The 21,708-nt window shown below is 72.7% G+C and carries 17 protein-coding genes; 10 read left to right on the top strand and 7 right to left on the bottom strand.

What is annotated here, in order from left to right; all coding sequences use genetic code 11:
- Positions 1–21: 21 nt before the first annotated feature.
- Positions 22–1,179, bottom strand: a complete 1,158-nt coding sequence (sepH, locus tag ABD907_RS19985) for a septation protein SepH (protein WP_345218813.1) — start codon at positions 1,177–1,179, stop codon at positions 22–24.
- 177 nt (positions 1,180–1,356) lie between these two features.
- Here sepH and ABD907_RS19990 point away from each other — a divergent pair, with 177 nt between their 5' ends.
- Positions 1,357–2,202, top strand: coding sequence for an inositol monophosphatase family protein (locus tag ABD907_RS19990; RefSeq protein WP_345218814.1), 846 nt, complete (start codon positions 1,357–1,359; stop codon positions 2,200–2,202).
- Between the two features lie 174 nt (positions 2,203–2,376).
- Entirely contained in the window at positions 2,377–2,676 is a 300-nt protein-coding gene (locus tag ABD907_RS19995; protein WP_345218815.1) for a DUF4193 domain-containing protein, read from the top strand.
- A 75-nt stretch (positions 2,677–2,751) separates the two neighbouring features.
- Here ABD907_RS19995 and ABD907_RS20000 read toward each other — a convergent pair whose 3' ends face one another.
- Entirely contained in the window at positions 2,752–3,234 is a 483-nt protein-coding gene (locus ABD907_RS20000; RefSeq protein WP_345218817.1) for a DUF3093 domain-containing protein, read from the bottom strand.
- An 86-nt stretch (positions 3,235–3,320) separates the two neighbouring features.
- On the opposite strand from ABD907_RS20000, the gene ABD907_RS20005 reads away from it, so the two are divergent.
- Genes ABD907_RS20005 through ABD907_RS20015 form a run of 3 tightly spaced genes read left to right on the top strand, consistent with a single transcriptional unit; the run spans position 3,321 to position 5,142 of the window.
- Entirely contained in the window at positions 3,321–4,019 is a 699-nt protein-coding gene (locus tag ABD907_RS20005; RefSeq protein ID WP_345218818.1) for a DUF3710 domain-containing protein, read from the top strand.
- Positions 4,016–4,396: an OB-fold nucleic acid binding domain-containing protein gene (locus ABD907_RS20010; RefSeq protein ID WP_345218820.1), complete on the top strand. Its 381-nt coding sequence runs from the start codon at positions 4,016–4,018 to the stop codon at positions 4,394–4,396. The genes ABD907_RS20005 and ABD907_RS20010 overlap by 4 nt, the downstream gene beginning before the upstream one ends.
- Positions 4,393–5,142 (top strand): DUF3159 domain-containing protein, encoded by a 750-nt coding sequence (locus tag ABD907_RS20015; protein WP_345218821.1) that lies wholly within the window; start codon positions 4,393–4,395, stop codon positions 5,140–5,142. Before ABD907_RS20010 ends, ABD907_RS20015 begins: the two co-directional genes overlap by 4 nt.
- Here the strand turns inward: ABD907_RS20015 and ABD907_RS20020 are convergent.
- The gene (locus ABD907_RS20020; protein ID WP_345218824.1) at positions 5,060–5,776 is read right to left on the bottom strand and encodes a potassium channel family protein; all 717 of its coding nucleotides are present in this window, start codon (positions 5,774–5,776) and stop codon (positions 5,060–5,062) included. The genes ABD907_RS20015 and ABD907_RS20020 overlap by 83 nt on opposite strands.
- Positions 5,776–6,447 (bottom strand): potassium channel family protein, encoded by a 672-nt coding sequence (locus ABD907_RS20025; RefSeq protein WP_486334123.1) that lies wholly within the window; start codon positions 6,445–6,447, stop codon positions 5,776–5,778. Before ABD907_RS20025 ends, ABD907_RS20020 begins: the two co-directional genes overlap by 1 nt.
- Before the next feature lie 70 nt (positions 6,448–6,517).
- On the opposite strand from ABD907_RS20025, the gene ABD907_RS20030 reads away from it, so the two are divergent.
- The 4 genes from ABD907_RS20030 (at position 6,518) to ABD907_RS20045 (ending at position 14,242) form a co-directional block, all read left to right on the top strand.
- Positions 6,518–8,497, top strand: a complete 1,980-nt coding sequence (locus ABD907_RS20030; RefSeq protein WP_345218826.1) for an APC family permease — start codon at positions 6,518–6,520, stop codon at positions 8,495–8,497.
- Complete coding sequence (locus ABD907_RS20035) at positions 8,494–9,810, top strand: class I SAM-dependent RNA methyltransferase (RefSeq protein WP_345218827.1); 1,317 nt, start codon at positions 8,494–8,496, stop codon at positions 9,808–9,810. Before ABD907_RS20030 ends, ABD907_RS20035 begins: the two co-directional genes overlap by 4 nt.
- Before the next feature lie 221 nt (positions 9,811–10,031).
- Positions 10,032–12,878 carry an aconitate hydratase gene (gene acnA / locus ABD907_RS20040; protein WP_345218829.1) on the top strand — a complete coding sequence of 949 codons (2,847 nt, stop codon included), beginning with the start codon at positions 10,032–10,034 and terminating at the stop codon, positions 12,876–12,878.
- 74 nt (positions 12,879–12,952) lie between these two features.
- Positions 12,953–14,242 carry a serpin family protein gene (locus ABD907_RS20045; protein ID WP_345218831.1) on the top strand — a complete coding sequence of 430 codons (1,290 nt, stop codon included), beginning with the start codon at positions 12,953–12,955 and terminating at the stop codon, positions 14,240–14,242.
- 23 nt (positions 14,243–14,265) lie between these two features.
- Here ABD907_RS20045 and ABD907_RS20050 read toward each other — a convergent pair whose 3' ends face one another.
- Positions 14,266–16,245 (bottom strand): S9 family peptidase, encoded by a 1,980-nt coding sequence (locus tag ABD907_RS20050; RefSeq protein ID WP_345218832.1) that lies wholly within the window; start codon positions 16,243–16,245, stop codon positions 14,266–14,268.
- A 132-nt stretch (positions 16,246–16,377) separates the two neighbouring features.
- Here ABD907_RS20050 and dxs point away from each other — a divergent pair, with 132 nt between their 5' ends.
- A complete protein-coding gene (gene dxs / locus ABD907_RS20055) occupies positions 16,378–18,279 on the top strand; it encodes a 1-deoxy-D-xylulose-5-phosphate synthase (RefSeq protein WP_345218939.1) in 1,902 nt (633 codons plus the stop codon).
- A gap of 64 nt (positions 18,280–18,343) precedes the next feature.
- Here the strand turns inward: dxs and ABD907_RS20060 are convergent, their stop codons facing one another.
- Complete coding sequence (locus ABD907_RS20060) at positions 18,344–20,470, bottom strand: 3-hydroxyacyl-CoA dehydrogenase NAD-binding domain-containing protein (protein WP_345218834.1); 2,127 nt, start codon at positions 20,468–20,470, stop codon at positions 18,344–18,346.
- Positions 20,467–21,705: an HRDC domain-containing protein gene (locus tag ABD907_RS20065; protein ID WP_345218836.1), complete on the bottom strand. Its 1,239-nt coding sequence runs from the start codon at positions 21,703–21,705 to the stop codon at positions 20,467–20,469. Before ABD907_RS20065 ends, ABD907_RS20060 begins: the two co-directional genes overlap by 4 nt.
- Positions 21,706–21,708 lie beyond the last annotated feature (3 nt).

Consider the following 21,708-nt stretch of genomic DNA (forward strand, 5'->3'; position numbering starts at 1 on the left):
GCAGCGGAGTCCGGGCAGGCCCTACTCCGGCCGCGCGCCGAAGACGATCTCGTCCCAGCTGGGCACGCTCCGACGGTTGTTGCGGCGCGCGCGGCGGCCGTTCTGCGGGCGAGGCTTCGGGGCCTCGACCGCTGGAGCGTCCTCGGCCGGCGCGGCCGGCGGTGACTCCTCCGGCTGGGCCTGCTGCCGGGTCCGCCGCTCGCGTCGGGGGAGGGAGAGCACGTGCGCGTCGCGTGCCTCCTCGGGCCGCGATGCCGGCGGGTGCGCGCCCCACATGTTCTCGCCGTCGTCGTCGTGCGGCTCGAGCTCCGGCTGGAGGTCCATCCGCGTGCCGCGGTTGGCGGCGAGCTCGGCGAGCAGCGACTCGGTCTCGTCACCCTCGTGCTCCGTCGTGCCCGCGGAGGACGCGGACGTGCTCGCCGAGGCCGCGGACGGGGCGGTCCCGGCCGGTGGCGTCTGCGCTCCGGCGTCGGCGTGGAGGTCGGGGGCAGGCCCGGCCGTGGGTGCGGACGCCGCCGAGCGGCTCGAGGCCACGGGGGCGGCGGAGCGGGCTGCGGCGGCGTCCCCGCCGGGTACCACCGAGCTGAGGTGACGCCGTGGCTGCGGCGCGGTGCCGAGCTCGGTCTCGGAGAGCCAGCGAGCCTCGTCGTCGATGGCGTGCAGGGTCTTGGCGGCGAGGTCGACGGACCAGCGCGCCTCCCGCTCCTTGTCGCCGGCCACGAAGGTGGCCACGACCTCCCACGGCTTGCCGGGCCGGCGCACCGCCGTCCAGTCCAAGGTGGTGACCTCGACGCCGCGAGCCGCGAGCCGGTCGAGGACGAGGTCGCCGAGGCGCGGGGCGTCGATCTCCCGACCCACGCGCTGACCCTGGGCCTGCTGGACCACCCAGTTCCGCTCCGCGACCACCGGGCCGAAGTAGCGCCGCACGTGGTCCTCGGGGAGGCCGGAGCGCTCCGCGACCTCCTCGACGCTCGCCCCCGCCCGGAAGAAGGCCTGGATCTCCTTCGGCCGCAGGGTGGCGTCGCCTTCGATCGGCATGGACTCCAGCCGTGGTCGTTCACGCCGTACGGCAGCACGCAGGGCGTCATCGATCGCCAGCCGGTAGCGGCGACCCTCCTGGTCGGTGAGCGTCACGTGCTCACCGTCACCGTGCAGCCCGAGCAGTTCGAGCTCAACCATGAAACCTCCTCGAAGGGTCGACTCCGAGCCTGCCACCTCACGGCCCCGTGCCGCGGTATTGACCGCGGTGTGTTCCGCACGCTCTTGGCGCCACGACTCGACAAACGCCGGCCAGTTCTCCACAGTGACGCACGGCGCCGCACCGGCGCCCCAGCTGACGCCGCCAGGAGGCTCATCGTGTCCACCGCCCCGCCGCTGAACCAGCCCGACGCCGACGAGAGGCTGGCGCTGCTGGCGCTGTGCGAGGAGCTCGCGCGGAGCGCGGCCGATCACGTGCGCGCCCGGACGGCGGACCACGGCGGCGTCGCCCGGACGAAGTCCTCGGCCGTCGACGTGGTGACCGCCGTCGACACCGAGTCGGAGGCCCTCCTGCGCAAGGCGATCGCGCGTGCGCGCCCCGACGACGCGATCCTCGGCGAGGAGGAGGGCGCCTCGTCCGGGACCTCCGGCCTGACGTGGGTGATCGATCCTATCGACGGCACGGTGAACTTCCTCTACGGCATCCCGTCGTACGCCATCTCGGTCGCCGTCGTCTCCGGCGAGCCGGACCCGGCCACGTGGACGCAGATCGCCGGGTGCGTCCACGCCGTGGCGGGCGGCACCACCTGGACGGCGGCACGCGGCCACGGTGCCTGGCGTGACGGTGAGCGGCTCGGACCGCGCCCCGTGCCGCCGCTCGGCGAGTCGCTCGTCGGGACCGGGTTCAGCTACACCGCGGACAAGCGCGGCCGGCAGGGACGGGTCGTCGCTCAGGTTCTGCCGCACGTCAGGGACATCCGCAGGATCGGCTCGGCCGCGATCGACCTGTGCCTGGTGGCCGACGGCCGCCTCGACGCCTACTACGAGAGCGGCCTCAATCCGTGGGACATGGCCGCCGGTACCCTCGTCGTCACCGAGGCCGGTGGCGTCGCCACGGACCTCGACGGGGGACCCGCGACGCGGGCCATGACGCTGGTCGGACCGGCCGCCGTGGTGGGGGATCTCACGCGGGTGCTCCGGGACGCCGGCGCGGCGGGCGTGTGAGGTCGATCACCACACGGTGGTTGTGGCGAGAACGCGCTCGCTCAGACGGCGCGGGTGGTGCACAATCCGGTGTCCGCGGGAACAAAAAGGGCTCCCGGACGTTTCCTGGGTTGACTGCACGAGCAGCGATCTTCCCCATCACCACGACAAGAAGAACCGGAGCGTGACGCCGAGATGGCGACCGACTACGACGCACCGCGCAAGAACGAAGAGGACCTCTCAGAGGACTCGATCGAGGAGCTGAAGGCCCGCAGGTCAGAGAAGAGTTCGGCGACCGTAGACGAGGACGAGGCAGAGGCCGCCGAGGGCTTCGAGCTGCCTGGTGCGGACCTGTCCGGCGAGGAGCTGTCCGTCCGTGTCCTGCCCCGCCAGGCCGACGAGTTCACGTGTGCCAAGTGCTTCCTGGTGCACCACCGCAGCCAGCTGGCCTACGAGGACGGCGGGCAGCTCGTCTGCTCGGAGTGCGCCGCCTGAGCAGACGGTGTGCCGGCTGAGCTCCTGACGGCCCAGCTCCATCGTTCCGTCCCGATCCAGCGTTCTTCTTCGGTCTCAGCGCCGGCCCGTCGCAGCGATGAGCTGCGCGGGCCGGCGCGTGCATATGAGCCAGTAGGGAGTGCCGTCGCGCGGGTCCGCCACCTCGAGACGGACCGCGGTGCGGACCCAGGACCGGTGGCACACGTACGCCCTGGCGTCGGCGTCCACGCCCAGCAGCCGTCGGAGCCCGTCCGCGTCGAGGACCTCGGCGCCGGCGAGGGCGTCGACCGGGATGACTGCGCCACCCGCCCGCAGGCGGGGGGCATCGGGTGCTCCGCCGTCCGCCGGGTCGCCGCGGTGGGTGACCTCCACCACCGGAGCCGTGACGACGAGCAGCACCGAGACGACCACGGCGGCGACGATGCCGCCCGTGGCGGCAGCCGCCGGTCCCCACACGGAGCACGCGAGCGCCGCGCTGCCGCCGGCGACCACGGAAAGCAGATGCACGACGGGCGGTGGCGAGAGACGCTCGTGGAAGGAGCTCGAACCGGTGGTCACGCGGACACTCTGCCATCGCGCACGCGGGTACAGTCGACACGGCCGCCGGCCAGGTGAGCCGATCGAGTGAGGAGATCCGAGGTTTCATGAGCTGGTTCTCGCGCCGCCGGCGCGACCGCGACGTCGAGGTCGAGGCGCCCGCCGAGGAGGAGGCCGCACCCGTGGGGCCGGGACCCCACGACGTGGCCGACGTCCCCGATCTCGGTTCCCGCATCGACCTCGGTGCCCTGCGGGTCCCGGGCAGCGCCGGCACGCAGGTACGCCTGGAGGTCGAGAAGAAGACCCGCAACGCGGTGGCGGTGACCGTGGCCAAGGCGGGCTCCGCCATGCAGCTGCAGGTCTTCGCGGCCCCGCGCTCCACCGGTCTCTGGGACGACCTCCGCACGGAGATCGCGGACTCCATCGGCAAGCAGGGCGGCACCACCGAGGAGCTCACCGGACGCTTCGGCACCGAGCTGCTGGCACGGCTGCCGGTGAAGACCCCCGAGGGCGGGTCCGGGCACCGTCCCGCCCGGTTCGTCGGCATCGACGGACCCCGCTGGTTCCTGCGCGCCGTCCTGACCGGGAAGGCGGCTGTCGAGTCGGAGGCGGCCGCCGAGCTCGAGGAGCTGCTGACCGACGTCGTGGTGGTCCGCGGCGCCGCGCCCCACGCCCCCCGCGACATCCTCGTCCTGCAGGCGCCCGGGAAGGGGACCCAGCACGCCTCCGCCGACGACGAGAAGGACGGGAAGGACGACGGCCTCGGCCTTCCTCGTCGCGGGCCGGAGATCACGGAGGTCCGATGAAGCTGACCGAGCACCTGCACCGTCTCACCGCCTCCCGCGAGGAGCTCGAGGCGGACGAGGCGCGCCGGGACTGCGAGCTCCCCGGCTGCACGCACGCGGCCGATCTGGTTCCTCGCCACCGCGCCACCGTGGCGGGGACCGTGACCGCACTGACGTACCGGCCCAAGGACCAGACGCCGGCGATGACCGCACGAGTCTCGGACGGGACCGGCACCGTCGATCTGGTCTTCCTGGGCCGTCGCGACGTGCCCGGCATCGACCCGGGGCGACGGCTGGTCGCCGAGGGCATGGTCTGCGCCCCCGACGGAGACCGCGCCGCCATGTTCAACCCGGCCTACCGGTTGCTGCCGCGTTCGACCGAACGCGCGAGCGCATGAGCGGCCCGCACGCCGACGAGCCGCAGGCCGACGAGGAGGGCACCGGCGGCCAGCAGCGCGATCAGCCGGACCTCCGGCAGGCCGCCGCCGGCGCCGCGCAGAGCTCGGCGTTCCGTCAGCTCGCCGGCGAGGACTTCTCCGTGCTCGGCGCCGTCGGTGGCGTCCGAGGCCTGATCGAGTCGGTTGCCCCCGGCCTGGTCTTCGTGGTCGTGTACATCCTCACCCGCGAGATCACGCCACCGCTCGTGGCGTCGCTCGCCGTCGCCGTGCTGGCCGTCGTCTCCCGGCTGATCGCACGGACCCCGGTGACGCAGGCGCTCGGGGGCGTGGTCGGCGTCGTCATCGGCGTCGTGTGGGCGTGGCAGAGCGGTGAGGTCAAGAACTTCTTCGCCCTGGGCCTGTGGACCAACGCGATCTACGCGGTCGCCCTGACGATCTCCGTCCTGGCGCGCTGGCCGGTCGTCGGCCTGGTCGTCTCGCTCCTCAAGGGGCAGGACTTCTCGTGGCGCACCGATCCCGAGCAGCGCTCCAGGCGCTCTCGCTACGTGCTCGCGACCTGGTTGTGGGTCGGTCTGTTCGTGCTGCGCCTGGCGGTGAAGCTGCCGCTGTTCCTCCAGGCCGAGACGCCCGCCGACAACACCTGGCTGGGCACGGCCCATCTCCTCATGGGGCTTCCGCTGTGGGGTCTGACCCTGTGGCTGACGTGGGCGCTTGTTCGGGAGCGAGCATCCGCTGAAGCCCGGTGAGCTCGTCCTCCGCCGCCGCGGAGACCACGAGGAGCAGCTCGTCGCCACCCTCCAGGGTGTCGTCCGAGCTGGGGGCGATCGGCCGGTCCTCCCGGATGATGGCGGCGAGCACCACGTCCGGCGGCCAGACCAGCTCTCCGACCCGCTTGCCGACCACCGGTGCGTCGGCCGGGAGCGTGACCTCGTGCATGCTCGCCCGCGACTGGTGGAACCGGAAGATCCGGACTAGGTCACCGATCGAGACGGCCTCCTCCACCAGCGCCGTCATGATCCGCGGGGTCGAGACGGGTACGTCGACGCCCCAGGCGTCGTCGAACATCCACTCGTTCTTCGGGTTGTTGACGCGGGCGACGGTCCGCGGCACCCCGAACTCGGTCTTCGCCAGCAGCGAGACGACGAGGTTGACCTTGTCGTCGCCCGTCGCCGCGACGACGACGTCACAGTCCTGGGTCCCGACCTCCGCCAGCGTGCTCGGCTCGCAGGCGTCGGCGAGCAGCCACTCCGCCTCGGCCACCGACGCGACGCGCATGGCGGCGGGGTTGCGGTCGACGAGGGTGACCTGGTGACCGTGGACAAGGAGCTCGCGGGCGATGGACCGGCCCACCGAGCCGGCACCGGCGATGACGACCCGCATCAGTCCTCCTCTCCGGTCCGCGGCGGCCGCGAGAGCACCCGCTGGGCCGCGGCGATGCGGTCCGTGTCCACCATGAGATGGACCACGTCGTTCTCCTGCAGCACGGCGCGCGGCTCCGGCACGAGGCCCGTGCCGAGCCTGGTCAGGTAGGCGACCCGGGCGCCCGTGCGCAGCTCGACCAGGTCGATCTCCCGTCCGACCCAGCCGGGATGGATGTCGTTGCGCACCAGCGAGACGTGGGACGAGGGATCCTGGTACTCGCTGAACGGCCCCATGGGCATCATCCGGCGCAGCACCTGGTCCGCCGTCCACGGCACCGTCGCGACGGTGGGGATGCCGAGCCGTGAGTAGACCTCGGCGCGGCGGGGGTCGTAGATCCGCGCGACGACGTTGCTGACGCCGAACACCTCACGCGCCACGCGGGCGCCGATGATGTTGGAGTTGTCACCGCTGGAGACCGCGGCGTAGGCGTGCGCCTCCTCGATGCCGGCCTGGGCCAGCGCCCCACGGTCGAAGCCGAGCCCGGTCACCCGCCGACCCTCGAACTCCGCGGGAAGACGGCGAAACGCGTCCGGGTTCTGGTCCACGACGGAGACCGAGTGCCCGCTGTCCTCCAGCTGCCCGGCGAGTGTGGCACCCACCCGGCCGCAGCCCATGATCACGAAGTGCACGACGGCGACGCTACCGCGTTTGGGAGCGGCCGCCAGGCAGCATCGCGGACAGGTCCTACGATGGTGCCTCGTGCCAGGTATCGCCGGAGCGTTCAAGCGGGTCTTGGTCGGTCGGCCCGTTCGGACCGACCGGCTCGCCACCGCGACGCTCCCCAAGCGTCTGGCGCTGCCGGTGTTCTCCTCGGACGCGTGGTCGTCCGTGGCGTACGCGCCGGACGAGATCCTCCTGACCCTCTCGCTGGCCGGTCTCGCCGCGCTGACGCTGTCCCCGTGGGTGGGTCTCGCGGTCGTCGTCGTCATGATGACGGTGGTCTTCTCCTACCGGCAGACCGTCCGGGCCTACCCGTCCGGGGGCGGTGACTACGAGGTGGCGACCGTGAACCTCGGTCCGCGCGCCGGCGTCACCGTGGCCAGCGCGCTCCTGGTCGACTACGCCCTCACGGTCGCCGTGTCGATCTCGTCCGCCTCGCAGTACCTGGCCGCCACCGTCCCGGCGACGGAGGAGCATCGCACGGTCATCGCCGTCGGCACCATCGCCCTGCTCGCCGTCCTGAACCTGCGCGGCATCCGTGAGTCGGGCCGGGCCGTCGCCATACCCGGTTATCTCTTCATGGGCGCCATCGGCCTGCTGGCCTGCGCCGGGTTCGTCCGCGAGCTGACCGGGACGCTGGAGCCCGCCGCCTCCGCCTCGCTGGAGGTCGCGCCGGCCGCCTCCTTCGACGAAGGGCTCGTCGGCGTCGCCGGGGTCTTCCTCGTGCTGCGCGCGTTCTCCTCCGGCGCCGCGGCCCTGACCGGTGTCGAGGCCATCAACAACGGCGTGCCGGCCTTCAAGAAGCCGCGGGCCCGCAACGCCGCCACCACGCTGGCGCTGCTCGGGATCATCGGCGCCGCGATGCTCATGTCGATGCTGCACCTCGCCCGCGCCACCGGCGTGCGGTTCGTCGAGGATCCCGCCACGCAGCTGCTCCGCAACGGCGAGCCGGTGGGTGAGGACTACCGGCAGGACCCCGTCGTCGGGCAGATCGCGGCCAGCGTCTTCGACGGCGTGCCGGCGCTGTACATCCTCGTCACCGTGGCGACCGGCCTGGTCCTGGTGCTCGCGGCGAACACGGCGTTCAACGGCTTCCCGAGCCTCGGTTCCGTCCTCGCCCGCGACGGCTTCCTCCCGCGCCAGCTCCACACCCGCGGTGACCGGCTCGCGTTCTCCAACGGCATCCTGGCTCTCGCCGTGGCCGCCGGCGTGCTCGTCTTCGCGTTCGACGCCGAGGTGACGCTCCTGATCCAGCTGTACATCGTCGGCGTCTTCACCTCCTTCACCCTCAGCCAGCTCGGCATGGTCAAGCACTGGACGCGGAAGCTGCGGGTCGAGGCGCAGCCTGGTGCCCGGTCCCGGATGCGCCGTTCCCGGCTCGTCAACGCGTTCGGCTGCGGCATGACGGCGTCCGTGCTCATCGTCGTCCTCATCACGAAGTTCACCCACGGCGCCTGGCTCACCCTGGTGCTGCTCGCCGTGCTCTACGTGATCATGAACGGGGTCCGCCGCCACTACAACGGGGTCGCGCGCAAGCTCGCCGTGCCGGACATCAACGCCGCGAAGGCCCTCCCGGCCCGCGTGCACGGCATCGTGCTGATCTCTCGCCTGCACCAGCCGTCGATGCGGGCGCTGGCCTACGCCCGGGCCACCCGGCCCTCCTCGCTCGAAGCGGTCACCGTCAACGTCGACGCCGACGACACCGCGCGGCTCCGCGAGGCCTGGGACGAGGCCGAGATTCCCGTCCCGCTCACCGTGCTGGACTCCCCGTTCCGGGAGGTGACCCGGCCGGTCGTGGACTACGTGCGCTCCATCCGTCATGCCTCACCGCGCGACCTCGTCGTCGTCTTCGTGCCGGAGTACGTCGTCAGCCGGTGGTGGGAGCAGCTCCTGCACAACCAGAGTGCCCTGCGGCTCAAGGGCCGCCTTCTCTTCACCCCGGGGGTGGTCATGGCCTCCGTGCCGTACCAGCTGGACAACGTGGACGACCTCGAGCAGCCGCCGGCGGGGCAGCCGTGAGCGCGGCAGCGGAGCCGGACCGGCCCGTCGTGGACGTCGGTCCACCGGCGCACGGCGGCCACTGCGTGGCGCGGCTCGACGGCCGGGTCGTCTTCGTGCGCCACGCGCTGCCGGGCGAACGGGTCCGGCTCGAGATCACCGACCGCCGCTCACGGTTCTGGCGGGCCGACGCCGTCGAGATCCTGGACGCCTCCGCCGACCGCGTGCCCTCGATCTGGCCCGAGGCCGGCCCCGGCGGCGTGGGGGGAGCGGAGCTCGCCCACGTCGCGCTGCCCGCCCAGCGGGACTGGAAGCGGCAGGTACTCGCAGACACGCTGCGCCGCATCGGCGGCGAGGAGGTCGCCGCCGACGTCGCCGCGCTCGAGGAGTCCGCCGGCGCGGCCGTCCCTCCCGTGGCGGTCCTGGGCGACGACGACGCCACCGACGGGCTGCACACCCGCACCAGGGTCGAGCTGACGGTCGACGCCGAGGGCCGGGCCGGCATGTTCCGGTTCCGCTCGCACAAGGTGCTCGCGCTCCAGCACATGCCCCTCGCGCACGAGGCCATCGCCGAACTCGCCCTGCTGGGTGCCGACTCGCCGTGGCGCCGGACCTGGCGTCCCGGCGCCCGTGTCGAGGCGATCGCCCCGAGCAGCGGGCCTCCGCTGGTGCTGGTCGACGGCGAGGCCGCCTCCCCGCGGAAGGGCCGCCGCAGCGGCCCGCCCCGGCGCTCGGTCCGAGAGGTCGTGCCCTCCGCCGTCGGCGAGCTGGCGTACCGCGTGGCCGGTGCGGGGTTCTGGCAGGTGCACCGGCACGCGCCGGAGACCCTGGTCTCGGCCGTGCTGTCCGCCGCCGGCGAGCTGGGCGGCAAGCGGGTGCTGGAGCTGTACTCCGGCGCGGGCCTGCTCACCCTGCCGCTCGCGCGATCGGTCGGGGAGGACGGCGCCGTCGTCAGCATCGACGGCTCCGAGGACGCCGTCCGGGACGCGCGCCGGAACCTGCACGCGTACCCGAACACGGTGCTCGGCAAGGCCCGGGTGGACGCCGCGTCCGTGCGGGAGGCCGCCGCGTTCGACGAGCTCGCGGCCGGCGTGGGCGGTGCCGACGTCGTGGTGCTCGATCCGCCACGCGCGGGGGCCGGCACCAACGTGGTGACGGCCGTGGCGGAGCTCGCGCCCGAGCGGGTGGTGCTGGTCGCGTGCGACCCCGCCGCCCTGGCGCGTGACCTCGAGGCCGCACGCCGCAACGGGTACCGGGTCACCGCGCTCGCCCCGTTCGACCTCTTCCCGCACACCCACCACTTCGAGATCGTGGCCACGCTCACCCGGCGCTGACGACACGAGCTCCGGTGCCTGGCCCCCGGCCCGACACGCCCGTCCCGGTGGACATGCCCGCACGTCGCCAAGTATCTTGATGTCGAGATAAATGAGAGTTTCGAGCCTGCTGGTCGAGCCCGGGCGTGGGACGATGGTCGTCGGATGCTGAAAACGAGCGGCTGCGCCAGGTGTCGCAAGGGTCGGCAGAGGCGAATGTCACCACGAGCCGAGGAGTGCATGTGAGTAGCGACAGCTTCAAGTCCAAGGGAACGCTAGACGTCGGCGACAAGAGCTACGAGATCTTCCGGCTGGACGCCGTCGAGGGTCTCGACCGCCTGCCGTACAGCCTGAAGGTTCTCGCCGAGAACCTCCTGCGCACCGAGGACGGGAAGAACGTCACCGCCGAGCACGTGCAGGCGCTCGCCGACTGGGACGCCAAGGCGGAGCCGAGCACGGAGATCCAGTTCACGCCCGCCCGCGTCGTCATGCAGGACTTCACCGGCGTGCCGTGCGTCGTCGACCTCGCCACCATGCGCGAGGCGGTCGCGGAGCTCGGCGGCGACCCCAAGAAGGTCAACCCGCTCTCGCCGGCCGAGCTCGTGATCGACCACTCGGTGGTCATCGACGTCTTCGGCAGCCACGACGCCTTCGAGCGGAACGTCGAGTTCGAGTACGGACGCAACCGGGAGCGCTACCAGTTCCTGCGCTGGGGCCAGACCGCCTTCGACGACTTCAAGGTCGTCCCCCCGGGCACCGGCATCGTCCACCAGGTCAACCTCGAGTACCTCGCCCGGGGCGTCATGACCCGCGACATCGACGCAGAGGGCGTGACGCGCGCCTACCCGGACACCTGCGTCGGCACCGACTCGCACACGACGATGGTCAACGGCCTCGGCGTCCTCGGCTGGGGCGTCGGCGGCATCGAGGCCGAGGCCGCCATGCTCGGCCAGCCGGTCTCGATGCTCATCCCGCGCGTGGTCGGGTTCAAGCTCTCGGGCTCGATCCCCCCCGGCGCGACCGCGACCGACGTGGTCCTCACGATCACCGAGATGCTCCGCGAGCACGGCGTGGTCGGCAAGTTCGTCGAGTTCTACGGCGACGGCGTGGCCGAGGTCCCGCTGGCCAACCGCGCCACCATCGGCAACATGAGTCCCGAGTTCGGCTCCACCGCCGCGATCTTCCCGATCGACAAGGTGACGATCGACTACCTCCGGTTCACCGGCCGCCCCCAGGAGCAGGTCGAGCTGGTCGAGGCCTACGCCAAGGAGCAGGGCATGTGGCACGACCCCTCCGCCGAGGGGTACGTCGAGCCCGCCTTCTCCGAGTACCTCGAGCTCGACCTGTCCACCGTCGTGCCCTCGATCGCCGGACCGAAGCGGCCGCAGGACCGCGTCGCGGTGTCCGAGGCGAAGCAGGCCTTCCGCGAGGTGCTGACCGACTACGCCGAGGACTCCCACATCGAGGCGTCGCACACGATCGTGGACGAGGCGAGCATGGACTCGTTCCCCGCCAGCGACGTCCCCTCCTACATGTCGGAGCCGCACCAGACCCCGGAGGACCTGGCGGCCGACGCCCCGCACCACAGCAAGCGGGGCGACGGGGAGTCGCAGCGGATCAATCGCAAGGTCCCGGTTACGTACGACGGTCAGGAGTTCGAGCTCGACCACGGCGCCGTCGTGATCTCCTCCATCACCTCCTGCACGAACACCTCCAACCCCTCGGTGATGCTCGCCGCCGGTCTGCTCGCGAAGAACGCCGTCGAGGCGGGCATCGACGTCAAGCCGTGGGTGAAGACCTCCATGGCGCCCGGCTCCAAGGTCGTCTCCGACTACTACGAGAAGGCCGGGCTGTGGCCGTATCTCCAGGAGCTCGGCTACCACCTGGTCGGCTACGGATGCACCACCTGCATCGGTAACTCCGGCCCGCTGCCGGAAGAGGTCTCCCAGGCAGTCAACGAGAACGACCTCGCCGTGGCGTCCGTGCTGTCCGGCAACCGGAACTTCGAGGGCCGGATCAACCCGGACGTGAAGATGAACTACCTCGCGTCCCCGCCGCTGGTCATCGCCTACGGCCTCGCGGGCACGATGGACTTCGACTTCGAGTCCGAGCCGCTCGGTCAGGGCAAGGACGGCCAGGACATCTTCCTCAGGGACATCTGGCCCTCCCCGGCGGAGGTCGACAAGACGATCGCCAGCTCGATCGACCCGTCGATGTTCACGGACGACTACTCCGACGTCTTCGCCGGTGACGACCGGTGGCGGGCGCTGGAGACCCCCGAGGGCGAGATCTTCGACTGGCAGGACGACTCCACCTACGTCCGCAAGCCCCCGTACTTCGACGGCATGCAGGCGGACCCCGCGCCGGTCGAGGACATCTCGGGGGCCCGTGTCCTGGCCAAGCTGGGCGACTCGGTCACCACCGACCACATCTCTCCGGCGGGCTCCATCAAGCCGGACAGCCCGGCCGGGAAGTACCTCGCCGAGCACGGCGTGGCCCGCAAGGACTTCAACTCCTACGGTTCTCGCCGCGGGAACCACGAGGTCATGATCCGCGGCACGTTCGCGAACATCCGGCTACGCAACAAGCTCCTCGACGGTGTCGAGGGCGGCTTCACCAAGAACTTCCTCACCGGCGAGCAGGACACGATCTTCGACGCCGCCATGGCCTATCAGGAGGCCGGCATCCCGCTGGTCGTCCTCGGTGGCAAGGAGTACGGCTCCGGCTCGTCCCGCGACTGGGCGGCCAAGGGCACCGGGCTGCTGGGCGTCCGCGCAGTCATCACCGAGAGCTTCGAGCGCATCCACCGCTCCAACCTCATCGGCATGGGTGTCCTGCCCCTGCAGTACCCGCAGGGCGAGAGCGCCGAGTCGCTCGGCCTCGACGGGACCGAGACCTTCGACGTCGCCGGCATCTCGGCCATCACCGACGGGCCGGTCCCGGAGACCGTGCAGGTGACCGCCACCAAGGAGGACGGCACGACCGTGGAGATCGACGCGGACGTGCGCATCGACACGCCCGGCGAGGCCGACTACTTCCGCAACGGCGGCATCCTGCAGTTCGTGCTGCGCTCGCTCGCCAAGGCCTGACCCAGCGGCACGCGCCTGGCACGCTCAGGCACGAACCCGCACGGGGCCGGTTCACGCTCTCTACGCTGGAGGGCATGAACCGGCCCCGTCGTCGTGCCCTGCGTCCCGCCGTCGCCACCGTCGCCGGCGTGACCGCGATCTCGGTGCTTGCCGCCTGCTCCGGTGCGCAGGGCACCGAGCTGCGCTCCGACGCCGAGCACGAGGCCCTCGCGGTCGACGACGCCGGCGCGGTGCCCGACGCCGTCGCGGCCACCACCGAGCTCGGCGCCGGTCTCCTCGCCGCCGGGAAGCCGGGTGAGAACCAGGTGATCTCGCCGGCGTCGATCACGATCGCGCTGGCGATGCTCGCCGAAGGAGCACGCGGTGAGGCGGCCGAGGCGCTGGACGAGGTGCTCGGCGGAGCCGGCCAGGACCGCACCGACGCCTACAACGCGCTGCAGGCCGCCGTCCTCGAGCACGACGGCGACCCCGCGGTCGCCGGCGAGGACGAGCTTCCGGAGCGGCCGCTCGCGCACCTCGCCAACGGCATCGTCATCCACCAGGGCTTTCCGGTCGAGCCCGACTACCTCGACGCCATCGCGCGCGGCTTCGACGCCGGGGCCCGGGTGGCCGAGCTCTCCGACGCCTCGGGCAAGGAGGTGCTCGACACGTGGGTGAAGGAGCACACCGGCGGCCTCATCGAGTCCTCGGCCATCGAACCCTCACCCGACCTCGTTCTCGTGCTGCAGAACGCCGTCCTGCTCGCGGCACGGTGGGCGTCGCCCTTCGCCGAAGGAGCCACGTCCGACGCGCCGTTCACCACCGCGACCGGTGAGCGGGTCGAGGTCGAGACGATGTCGCAGACCCTGGAGGCCGCTTACGGCGAGGTCGGTGGGACGCAGGCTGGTGAGATGACGGCCGTCCGGCTGCCGTACACCGAGGCGTTCGCCATGGACGTCGTCCTGCCGGCCGAAGGGACCGACCCGGCGACCGTGGCGGCCGAGGACTGGGCCGCCGTCGACGAGGTCCTCGCCGGACCGGCCACCACGCAGGTCCGGCTCCGCCTGCCCACCCTCGACCTGAAGACCGAGGCCGAGCTGAGGGAGCCCCTCTCGGAGCTCGGACTGGGACCGGTCTTCCGGCCCGGCGCCGACCTCAGCGGCATCGCGCCGGGCGTGGCCGTCTCCGGGGTCGCCCACCAGGCAACCGTGAGCGTCGACGAGGCGGGCACCGTCGCCGCGGCGGTGACCGAGATCCCCATGGTCATCTCCGCGCCGCTGGTCGAGGCGGAGATGAGCGTCGACCGGCCCTTCGCGCTGCGCATCGTGCACGTCGAGACCGGCCTGCCGCTCTTCCTCGGCGCCATCAACGACCCGCGGGGATAGCCCGGCCGAGCCCGCGGAAAGAGCTAACCGAGGTCGAGCACCGGCAGCTCGCCCGCCGGCTCGAAGCCCCAGACCTGTCCGTAGAACGCCAGCTCGGCGAGGGCCGCCGCCTGGATGTTCTCGGCGCGGCGGAAGCCGTGCGGCTCACCGTCGAACATCACCAGCGCCACGGGCAGGCCCTTGGCCCGCACCGCCTCGGCCATCGTCTCGGCCTGGTTGGGCGGGACCACCTTGTCCTCGGTGCCCTGCAGCAGAACCAAAGGCGCGGTGAGCTGCTCGGTGTGGTGGATCGGTGAGCGGTCCCGGTAGGTCTGGGCGGCCGCGGGGTAGGGGCCGACGAGCCCGTCGAGGTAGCGCGACTCGAACTTGTGGGTGTCGCGGGCCAGCGCTTCGAGGTCGCCGATCCCGTAGTGGCTGGCGCCCGCGCTGAAGACCTCGGTGAAGGTCAGCGCGGCCAGCGTGGTGTAGCCGCCGGCGCTGCCGCCGCGGATCGCCATGCGCCGCCCGTCGACCCTGCCGCTCTCGGCGAGGTGCAGGGCACCCGTCGCACAGTCGGCGACGTCGACCACGCCCCAGGCGCCGTCCAGCCGCTCGCGGTACGCGCGTCCGTACCCGGTGGAGCCGCCGTAGTTCACGTCCAGGACGGCGAAGCCGCGGGTGGTCCAGAACTGGATGCCGAGGCGGAAGGTCGAGGTCGTCGCCGCCGTCGGGCCGCCGTGGGTCATCACGACGAGCGGCGGGAGCTCGTCGGCCGGGCCGGTGACGGTCGACGAGCTGGGTGGGTAGAAGAAGCCGTGCGCCGTCGCACCGTCCTGCGAGGTCCACGAGACCGGCTCGGCCCGGGAGGTGTCGCCGTCGTCGAGCCGGACGTCGGTGGAGGAGCGCAGCACCTCGAGCTCGTGAGCAGCGAGATCAACCTGGACGACGGCGGGGGGCCGGGTCGGTGAGGCAGCCACCAGGACGACGCGTCCGCGCCCAGCGGCGATCGCGCCCGCGGGTTGCCGGTCGAGCGGCCACACCTCAAGCTCGCCGTTCGTCAGGCGGACGCTGCCCAGGTGCCAGCTACCCGCCTCCGTCCAGGCGCACACGAGGTGGTCCTCGTCGAGCACGTCCACCGTGCGGGGGGACTGCCACGCGGGCGGGGTGAACTCCGCCTCGGCCGGGTGCAGCGCGCGGGTGCGGGCATCCGGCGTGCCCGGCGCCTCCGTCCGGTAGAGGTTCCACCAACCGGTCCGGTCGTCGACGTGCACGAGATCGCCGGCGGTGGTCCACACCGGCTGCGCCACGCTCACGCCGGTACCGCCGGCCACGACCGAGCTGTCGGTCAAGGTGCCGTCGTCGGCGAGGGTGCCGACGTGCAGGGTGGCTGCGGTCCACGACATGTCCGGGTGGTCCCACGCCAGCCACGCGACGCGGGTGCCGTCCGGACTCAGCGCGGGGGAGAGGACGAAGTCGGTCCCCGCGAACACGGTCCGCACGGCCGCGGAGCCGTCGAGCGGCACGGCGACGAGCGAGTTCACCGGTTCTCCGCCGCCCGTGTGGTCCTCCTGGACGGCGTAGACCAGGGAGCGGACAGCGTCGATCACCGGGTCGGCGAAGCGCAGCTCGGCGGCCGGGGTCAGCGGCACGGGGACGCCGTCGGCTCCCAGGCTGCCGACCTCCGCCCGGTACAGCCGGCCGTCCGCGACGTGGGAGAAGACCACGGTGCCGTCGGCCACCGTGAACGGCGTGCTGCCGTACTCGTGGACCCGGGAGCGCACGTTCGGCGCCGACCCGTCGGGCATCGCCGCCGGGACCTGCGTCGTGGCTCCGTCCGCGGTGCGACGGACCAGCACGCTGCGCCCGGCCTCCTCCGGCCGGGACTCCACCCACCAGGTGTCATCGCCGTCGACGGCCACCTCGCCGAGGCGGACCGAGCGGGCGGTCAGCGACTCCGGTGTGACCGGCGAGGGCCATGTCCCGTAGGGCCGTGCCGTGCGTGCTCCGGTGCCGTCCGTGTCCACACGCCCACCCTATGGCGTGGCGAACCGCACTCCAGGAGACCCGATCCACCAGGGCGTCTCGACCGTGGCCGCGTATCCTGGGAGGCTGGCGCAGGCGACACCGTGCTGCGCAACCGCGACAAGAGGGAGCCGATGTCGTACCTCGAGCGAGTCCGCCGCCCGGCCGACCTGCGCCGGATGGGCGCGGGGGAGCTCGAGGTGCTGGCCAAGGAGATCCGCGAGTTTCTCGTCACGTCGATCTCGCGCACCGGCGGCCACCTGGGCCCCAACCTCGGCGTCGTCGAGCTCACCATCGCGCTGCACCGCGTGTTCGACTCGCCGTCCGAGCACATCGTCTTCGACACCGGGCACCAGTCCTACGTGCACAAGCTGCTCACCGGGCGCCAGGACTTCTCCCACCTGCGCAAGCGGGGCGGCATGTCCGGCTACCCCTCGCGGGTCGAGTCGGACCACGACGTCGTCGAGAACTCCCACGCGTCCACCGCGCTGAGCTGGGCCGACGGCATCGCCCGCGCCAACCAGCTGCGTGGCCTGGACCGATCCGTCGTCGCCGTGGTCGGTGACGGTGCCCTGACCGGTGGCATGGCCTGGGAGGCGCTGAACAACATCGCCGAGGGCCAGGACCGGTCCCTCGTCATCGTCGTCAACGACAACGGCCGCTCGTACGCCCCGACGATCGGCGGCCTGGCCCGCAACCTTGACGCCCTGCGCACGATGCGCAGCTACGAGAAGGTCCTCGACTGGGGCAAGCGCACGCTGCAGGGCTCCGGCCCGCCGGGACGGCTGGCCTTCGAGGCGCTGCACGGCATGAAGAAGGGCATCAAGGACGTGGTGGCGCCGCAGGGAATCTTCGAGGGACTCGGCATCAAGTACGTCGGACCCGTCGACGGGCACGATGTCGATGCGGTCGAGACGGCGCTGGCCCGGGCCAAGGGCTTCGGCGGTCCGGTCATCGTTCACGCCATCACCGAGAAGGGCCGCGGATACACGCCGGCCGAGACCGACGTCGTCGACCGGTTCCACGCCGTCGGTGTCATCCACCCGGAGACGGGCCTGCCCGTGGCGCAGTCGGGATTCGGGTGGACCGCCGTGTTCGCCGAGGAGATCGTCGAGATCGGCCGGCGGCGCAGCGACGTCGTCGCGCTCACGGCCGCGATGCTGGCGCCCGTGGGGCTCGCCCCGTTCGCCGAGGAGTTCCCGGAGCGGGTGGTCGACGTCGGCATCGCCGAGCAGCACGCCACCACCTCGGCCGCCGGCATGGCCTTCGCCGGGCTGCATCCCGTCGTCGCCCTGTACTCCACGTTCCTCAACCGGGCTTTCGACCAGGTCCTCATGGACGTCGCCCTGCACCGGGCGGGCGTGACGTTCGTCCTCGACCGCGCCGGCCTCACCGGTGACGACGGCGCCTCCCACAACGGCATGTGGGACATCGCCCTGCTGCGCACCGTCCCCGGGTTGCGGCTGGCCGCACCGCGCGACGAGCAGACGCTGCGCGCTGCGCTGAGCGAGGCCGTCGCGGTCGAGGACGCCCCGACGGTCCTGCGCTATCCCAAGGGCACGCTGCCCGAGCCGCTGCCCGCCGTCGCCCGGCAGGGCAGCGTCGACGTCCTGGCTCGCCACGGCGGCGTCCCGCGCGTCCTCGTCGTCGGCGTCGGGCCGATGGCGCACACGGCCGTCGAGGTGGCCAAGGCTCTCGACGCCCAGGGCATCGGCTCGACCGTCGCCGACCCGCGTTGGATCCTTCCGGTGAGCGCCGATCTGCTCGGGCTGGCCGAGCAGCACGACCTCGTGGTCACGGTCGAGGACGGCCTGGCCACGAACGGCGTCGGGTCGGCCGTGCGCGACGCCCTCGCCCAGACGGGCAGGGACGTCCCGGTGCGCTGCCACGGCATCCCGCACGCCTTCCTGGAGCACGCCAGCCGGGCCCAGCTGGTCGAGGCGTTCGCCCTGCGAGGTCAGGACATCGCCCGGGAGACGGCATCGGCCGTCGCCACGCTGGCGGACATCACGACGACGGAGCACCAGGCCGGCTGACCGGTACCGCTTCGTCGCACCGGCCGTCCTGCGCCAACTACCGGCCGTCCTGGCCCAGCTGATCTCAGTGTGGCAGGTCGGCCTCTCCGGGCGGGTGGAACCGCCCGCCCGCCGCCGCCTCGGCGGCTCCCGTGCGATCCAGGTACGGCGTGATGCCCCCCAGGTGCAGCGGCCAGGCCGCGCCGAGGATCATCGCAAGGTCCACGTCCGCAGCGTCGGCGACCACCCCGTCCGCCAGCAGCAGCGAGACCTCCTCCGCCAGCGCCACGCGGACCCGCTCGAGCAGGCCGCCGGCATCCGGGGGTGCCGCGACGGGTCGGGAACCGAACAGCTCACCGACGCCCTCGTCGACCGGCGAGGAGGCGGTCGGCCGGCCCTCTCCGCGCACGAAGCTACGGCCCGTGCGGACGACCTCGGCGAGGCCGGGGGAGTCGGGGTAGCGCTCGCCGAGCTCCTGCCGCAGCGTGACGAGCACGTGCTCGGCCACGGCGGGGCCCACGAGCTCCAGCAGCTGGAACGGCCCCATGGGCAGGCCCATGGGCGCCAGCGCCTCGTCGGCCACGGACACCGGCATGCCTTCCTCGAGCGCGCCGAGCACCTCACCGAGCAGGCGCAGCAGCAACCGGTTGACGACGAAGCCGGGTGCGTCCGCGACCGCGACGGCCGTCTTCCGGCACGACTCGGCGATGGCGAAGGCCGTGGCGTAGGCGACGTCGTCGGTGCGCTCGGCACGGACGACCTCCACCAGCGGCATGACCGCGACGGGGTTGAAGAAGTGCAGCCCGACCACCCGTTCCGGGAACTGCAGGTCGCGTGCCATCGCGGTCACCGAGAGCGAGGAGGTGTTCGTGGCGAGGATCGTGTCCGGCCGGACGACCTGCTCGAGCTCGGCGAACACCGTCCGCTTGACGTCCAGCTCCTCGAAGACCGCCTCGATCACCAGATCCGCGCCGGCGAGGTCGCTCACATCGGTGGTCACGGACAGCAGCGAACCGAGCTGCTCGGCCTCGTTCGCGCCGAGCTGGCCGCGAGCCGTGGCGCGCTCGATCTCCGCCTGCACGGCGGCGAGGCCCTTCGCGGCGCGATCCTCGTCGATCTCCCGCATCGTCACCGGCACCCGCAGGGAACGGGCGAGCAGCAGCGCCAGCTGGCCGGCCATGAGACCGGCGCCGGCGACGCCGACGGACTCGATCTCGCGGCCGGTGACGTCCGCGGGGCGCCCGACGGGGTTCTTGCTGCGGCGGGTGAGCAGGTCGAACGCGTACAGCCCGGCGCGGAGCTGGTCGGACATGATCAGCTCGACCAGCGCGTCGTCCTCGACGGCGAACGCCGCCTCACGCGACAGCGACCGGGCGGACTCCACGGTCGCCAGGGCGCGCGCCATGGCTGGCGCGCCACCGACCTCACGGGTACGCACGAGGGAACGGCGGGCATCGAGCGCCTCCTGCCAGTCCTGCTCCGACGGCGCGGGCCTGTCCGGTGCCGGCGTGTCGCCGGTGAGGACGTGCTCCAGCCACGACAGGGCCGGCGCGAGCGGGCCGCCCGGGTCGTCGTCGGCCGCGGGCGGCAGCACGGCGTCGACCACGCCTGCCTCCAGCGCCCGGGACGCGGTCAGGGTCCTGTTGCTGCGCGCGGGGTTGTCGATGATCACCCGGAGCGCGGCGTCCGGGCCGACGAGCCGGGGGAGGGTGGTGCAGCCTCCCCACCCGGGGAGCAGGCCGAGGTACGCCTCCGGCAGGCCGATGGCGCGCACGCCCGGGTCGGCCACGCGGTGGTCGCAGGCGAGGGCGAGCTCGAGGCCGCCGCCCAGCGCGGCGCCGTTCAGGTACGCCAGGGTCGGCACGGGCAGGTCCGCGATCGCCGCGACCACCCGGTGCCCGGCCTCGGCGGTCTCCTGGACGGCGGCGCGGTCACCGCTCGTGCGGATGAGGCGTAGGTCGGCACCGGCGAGGAAGGTCGGTCCCGTCCCGGTGAGCACGACGGCGTCGATCTCGCCGGTGGCGGCACGGGCGGCGGCGTCCGTGACGGCACGCTCGACGTTCGCAAGGCCGGCCGCACCGAGGGTGCACGGGCGCGGGGACGCCGACAGACCCTCCTCGGGCGCGAGCGTGAGCACCAGGACGGTCCCGAGGCTCGGGACGGTGATGTCGCTGGGCACGACGATGGTGACGCGCTCGGTGTAACCGGTCATGCCAGCGCCTCCGTGAGCGGTTCTGCCACGAGACCGATCTGCCATCGGCGGGCGCCGAGAGCGGTCAGGTGGTCGCCGACCGCGGCGGTGGTGGGGCGGTCGCCGACGTCCCAGGCGAGCCGCCGCTGGGTGGCGGGGGAGAGCAGGTTCTCCTGCGGCAGCTCCAGCTGTTCGGCCAGTCCCCGCACGCAGGTGCGGACCTTGTCCAGGCGCGTCGCGGCCCCCGGGTTCTTCTCGGGCCAGGACCGCGGGGCCGGGAGCTGCCCGGGCTGGTGCGGTGTGCGGCGGGCAGGCAGCTCGGCCTCCGGCAGGGCGAGCGCGCGGGCGACGGCGGCGTGCCAGTACTCGCGACGCGTCCGCCGGCCGGAGAACTCCTTCATGCGCGCCAGCTCGCCGAGGGACCTCGGCTTGGCGGTCGCGGCGGCCACGATCGCCGGCGCCGGCAGCACCCTGCCGGGTGCCCGGTCCTGCTTGCGCGCCAGCTCCTCGCGGGCCTCCCACACCTCGCGGGCGACGGCGAGACCTCGGGGGTCCTTGACGGCCTGCAGGCCCGACGTCCGCCGCCAGGGCTCGGTCCGCGGCGGGGGCGGGGCCGCGGTGCGCACGTGCTCGAACTCCTCGAGCGCCCAGGCGAGCTTGCCGGCCACCTCGAGGTCACGAATGAGCACCTTGCGCAGCTCGACCAGGAGCTCGACGTCTAGCGCGGCGTACCGCAGCCACGACTGCGGCAGTGGCCTGGTGGACCAGTCGGCGGCCGAGTGCTCCTTGGCGAGCGCGAAGCCCAGGTTCTCGGCGACGACGGCGGCGAGCCCGACCTTGGCCCTGCCCAGCAGTCGGGACGCGAGCTCGGTGTCGAACAGCCGCGCGGGCGCCAGGCCGACCTCGCGCAGGCACGGGAGGTCCTGGTCGGCGGCGTGCAGCACCCACTCCTGGGTGTTGACGACCGCGGCCAGGCCGCCGAGGTCCGGGAGCGTCGTGGGGTCGAGCAGGACGGTCCCGGAAGCGTCGCGGCGCAGCTGGACCAGGTAGGCCCGCTGGCCGTACCGGAACCCGGAGGCGCGCTCGGCGTCGATGGCGACCGGCCCGGTCGCGGCGTCGAGGCTCGCTATCGCCTCTCGTAGGGCCTCGGGCGTCTCGGTGACCGGTGGCACGCCGCCGGCCGGCTCGGTCAGTGGGACAGGCTCGTCGACGACCTCGTCCGGGGTCGTGGTCTCCTCGCTGGTCGTCGCAGGCACGCA

The organism is Georgenia halophila, from assembly GCF_039541595.1.

Coding starts and splice junctions, on each gene's coding strand:
- sepH (WP_345218813.1), bottom strand. CDS start 1,179: ATGGTTGAGCTCGAACTGCTCGGGCTGCACGGTGACGGTGAGCACGTG.
- ABD907_RS19995 (WP_345218815.1), top strand. CDS start 2,377: ATGGCGACCGACTACGACGCACCGCGCAAGAACGAAGAGGACCTCTCA.
- ABD907_RS20005 (WP_345218818.1), top strand. CDS start 3,321: ATGAGCTGGTTCTCGCGCCGCCGGCGCGACCGCGACGTCGAGGTCGAG.
- ABD907_RS20010 (WP_345218820.1), top strand. CDS start 4,016: ATGAAGCTGACCGAGCACCTGCACCGTCTCACCGCCTCCCGCGAGGAG.
- ABD907_RS20015 (WP_345218821.1), top strand. CDS start 4,393: ATGAGCGGCCCGCACGCCGACGAGCCGCAGGCCGACGAGGAGGGCACC.
- ABD907_RS20020 (WP_345218824.1), bottom strand. CDS start 5,776: ATGCGGGTCGTCATCGCCGGTGCCGGCTCGGTGGGCCGGTCCATCGCC.
- ABD907_RS20045 (WP_345218831.1), top strand. CDS start 12,953: ATGAACCGGCCCCGTCGTCGTGCCCTGCGTCCCGCCGTCGCCACCGTC.
- dxs (WP_345218939.1), top strand. CDS start 16,378: ATGTCGTACCTCGAGCGAGTCCGCCGCCCGGCCGACCTGCGCCGGATG.
- ABD907_RS20060 (WP_345218834.1), bottom strand. CDS start 20,470: ATGACCGGTTACACCGAGCGCGTCACCATCGTCGTGCCCAGCGACATC.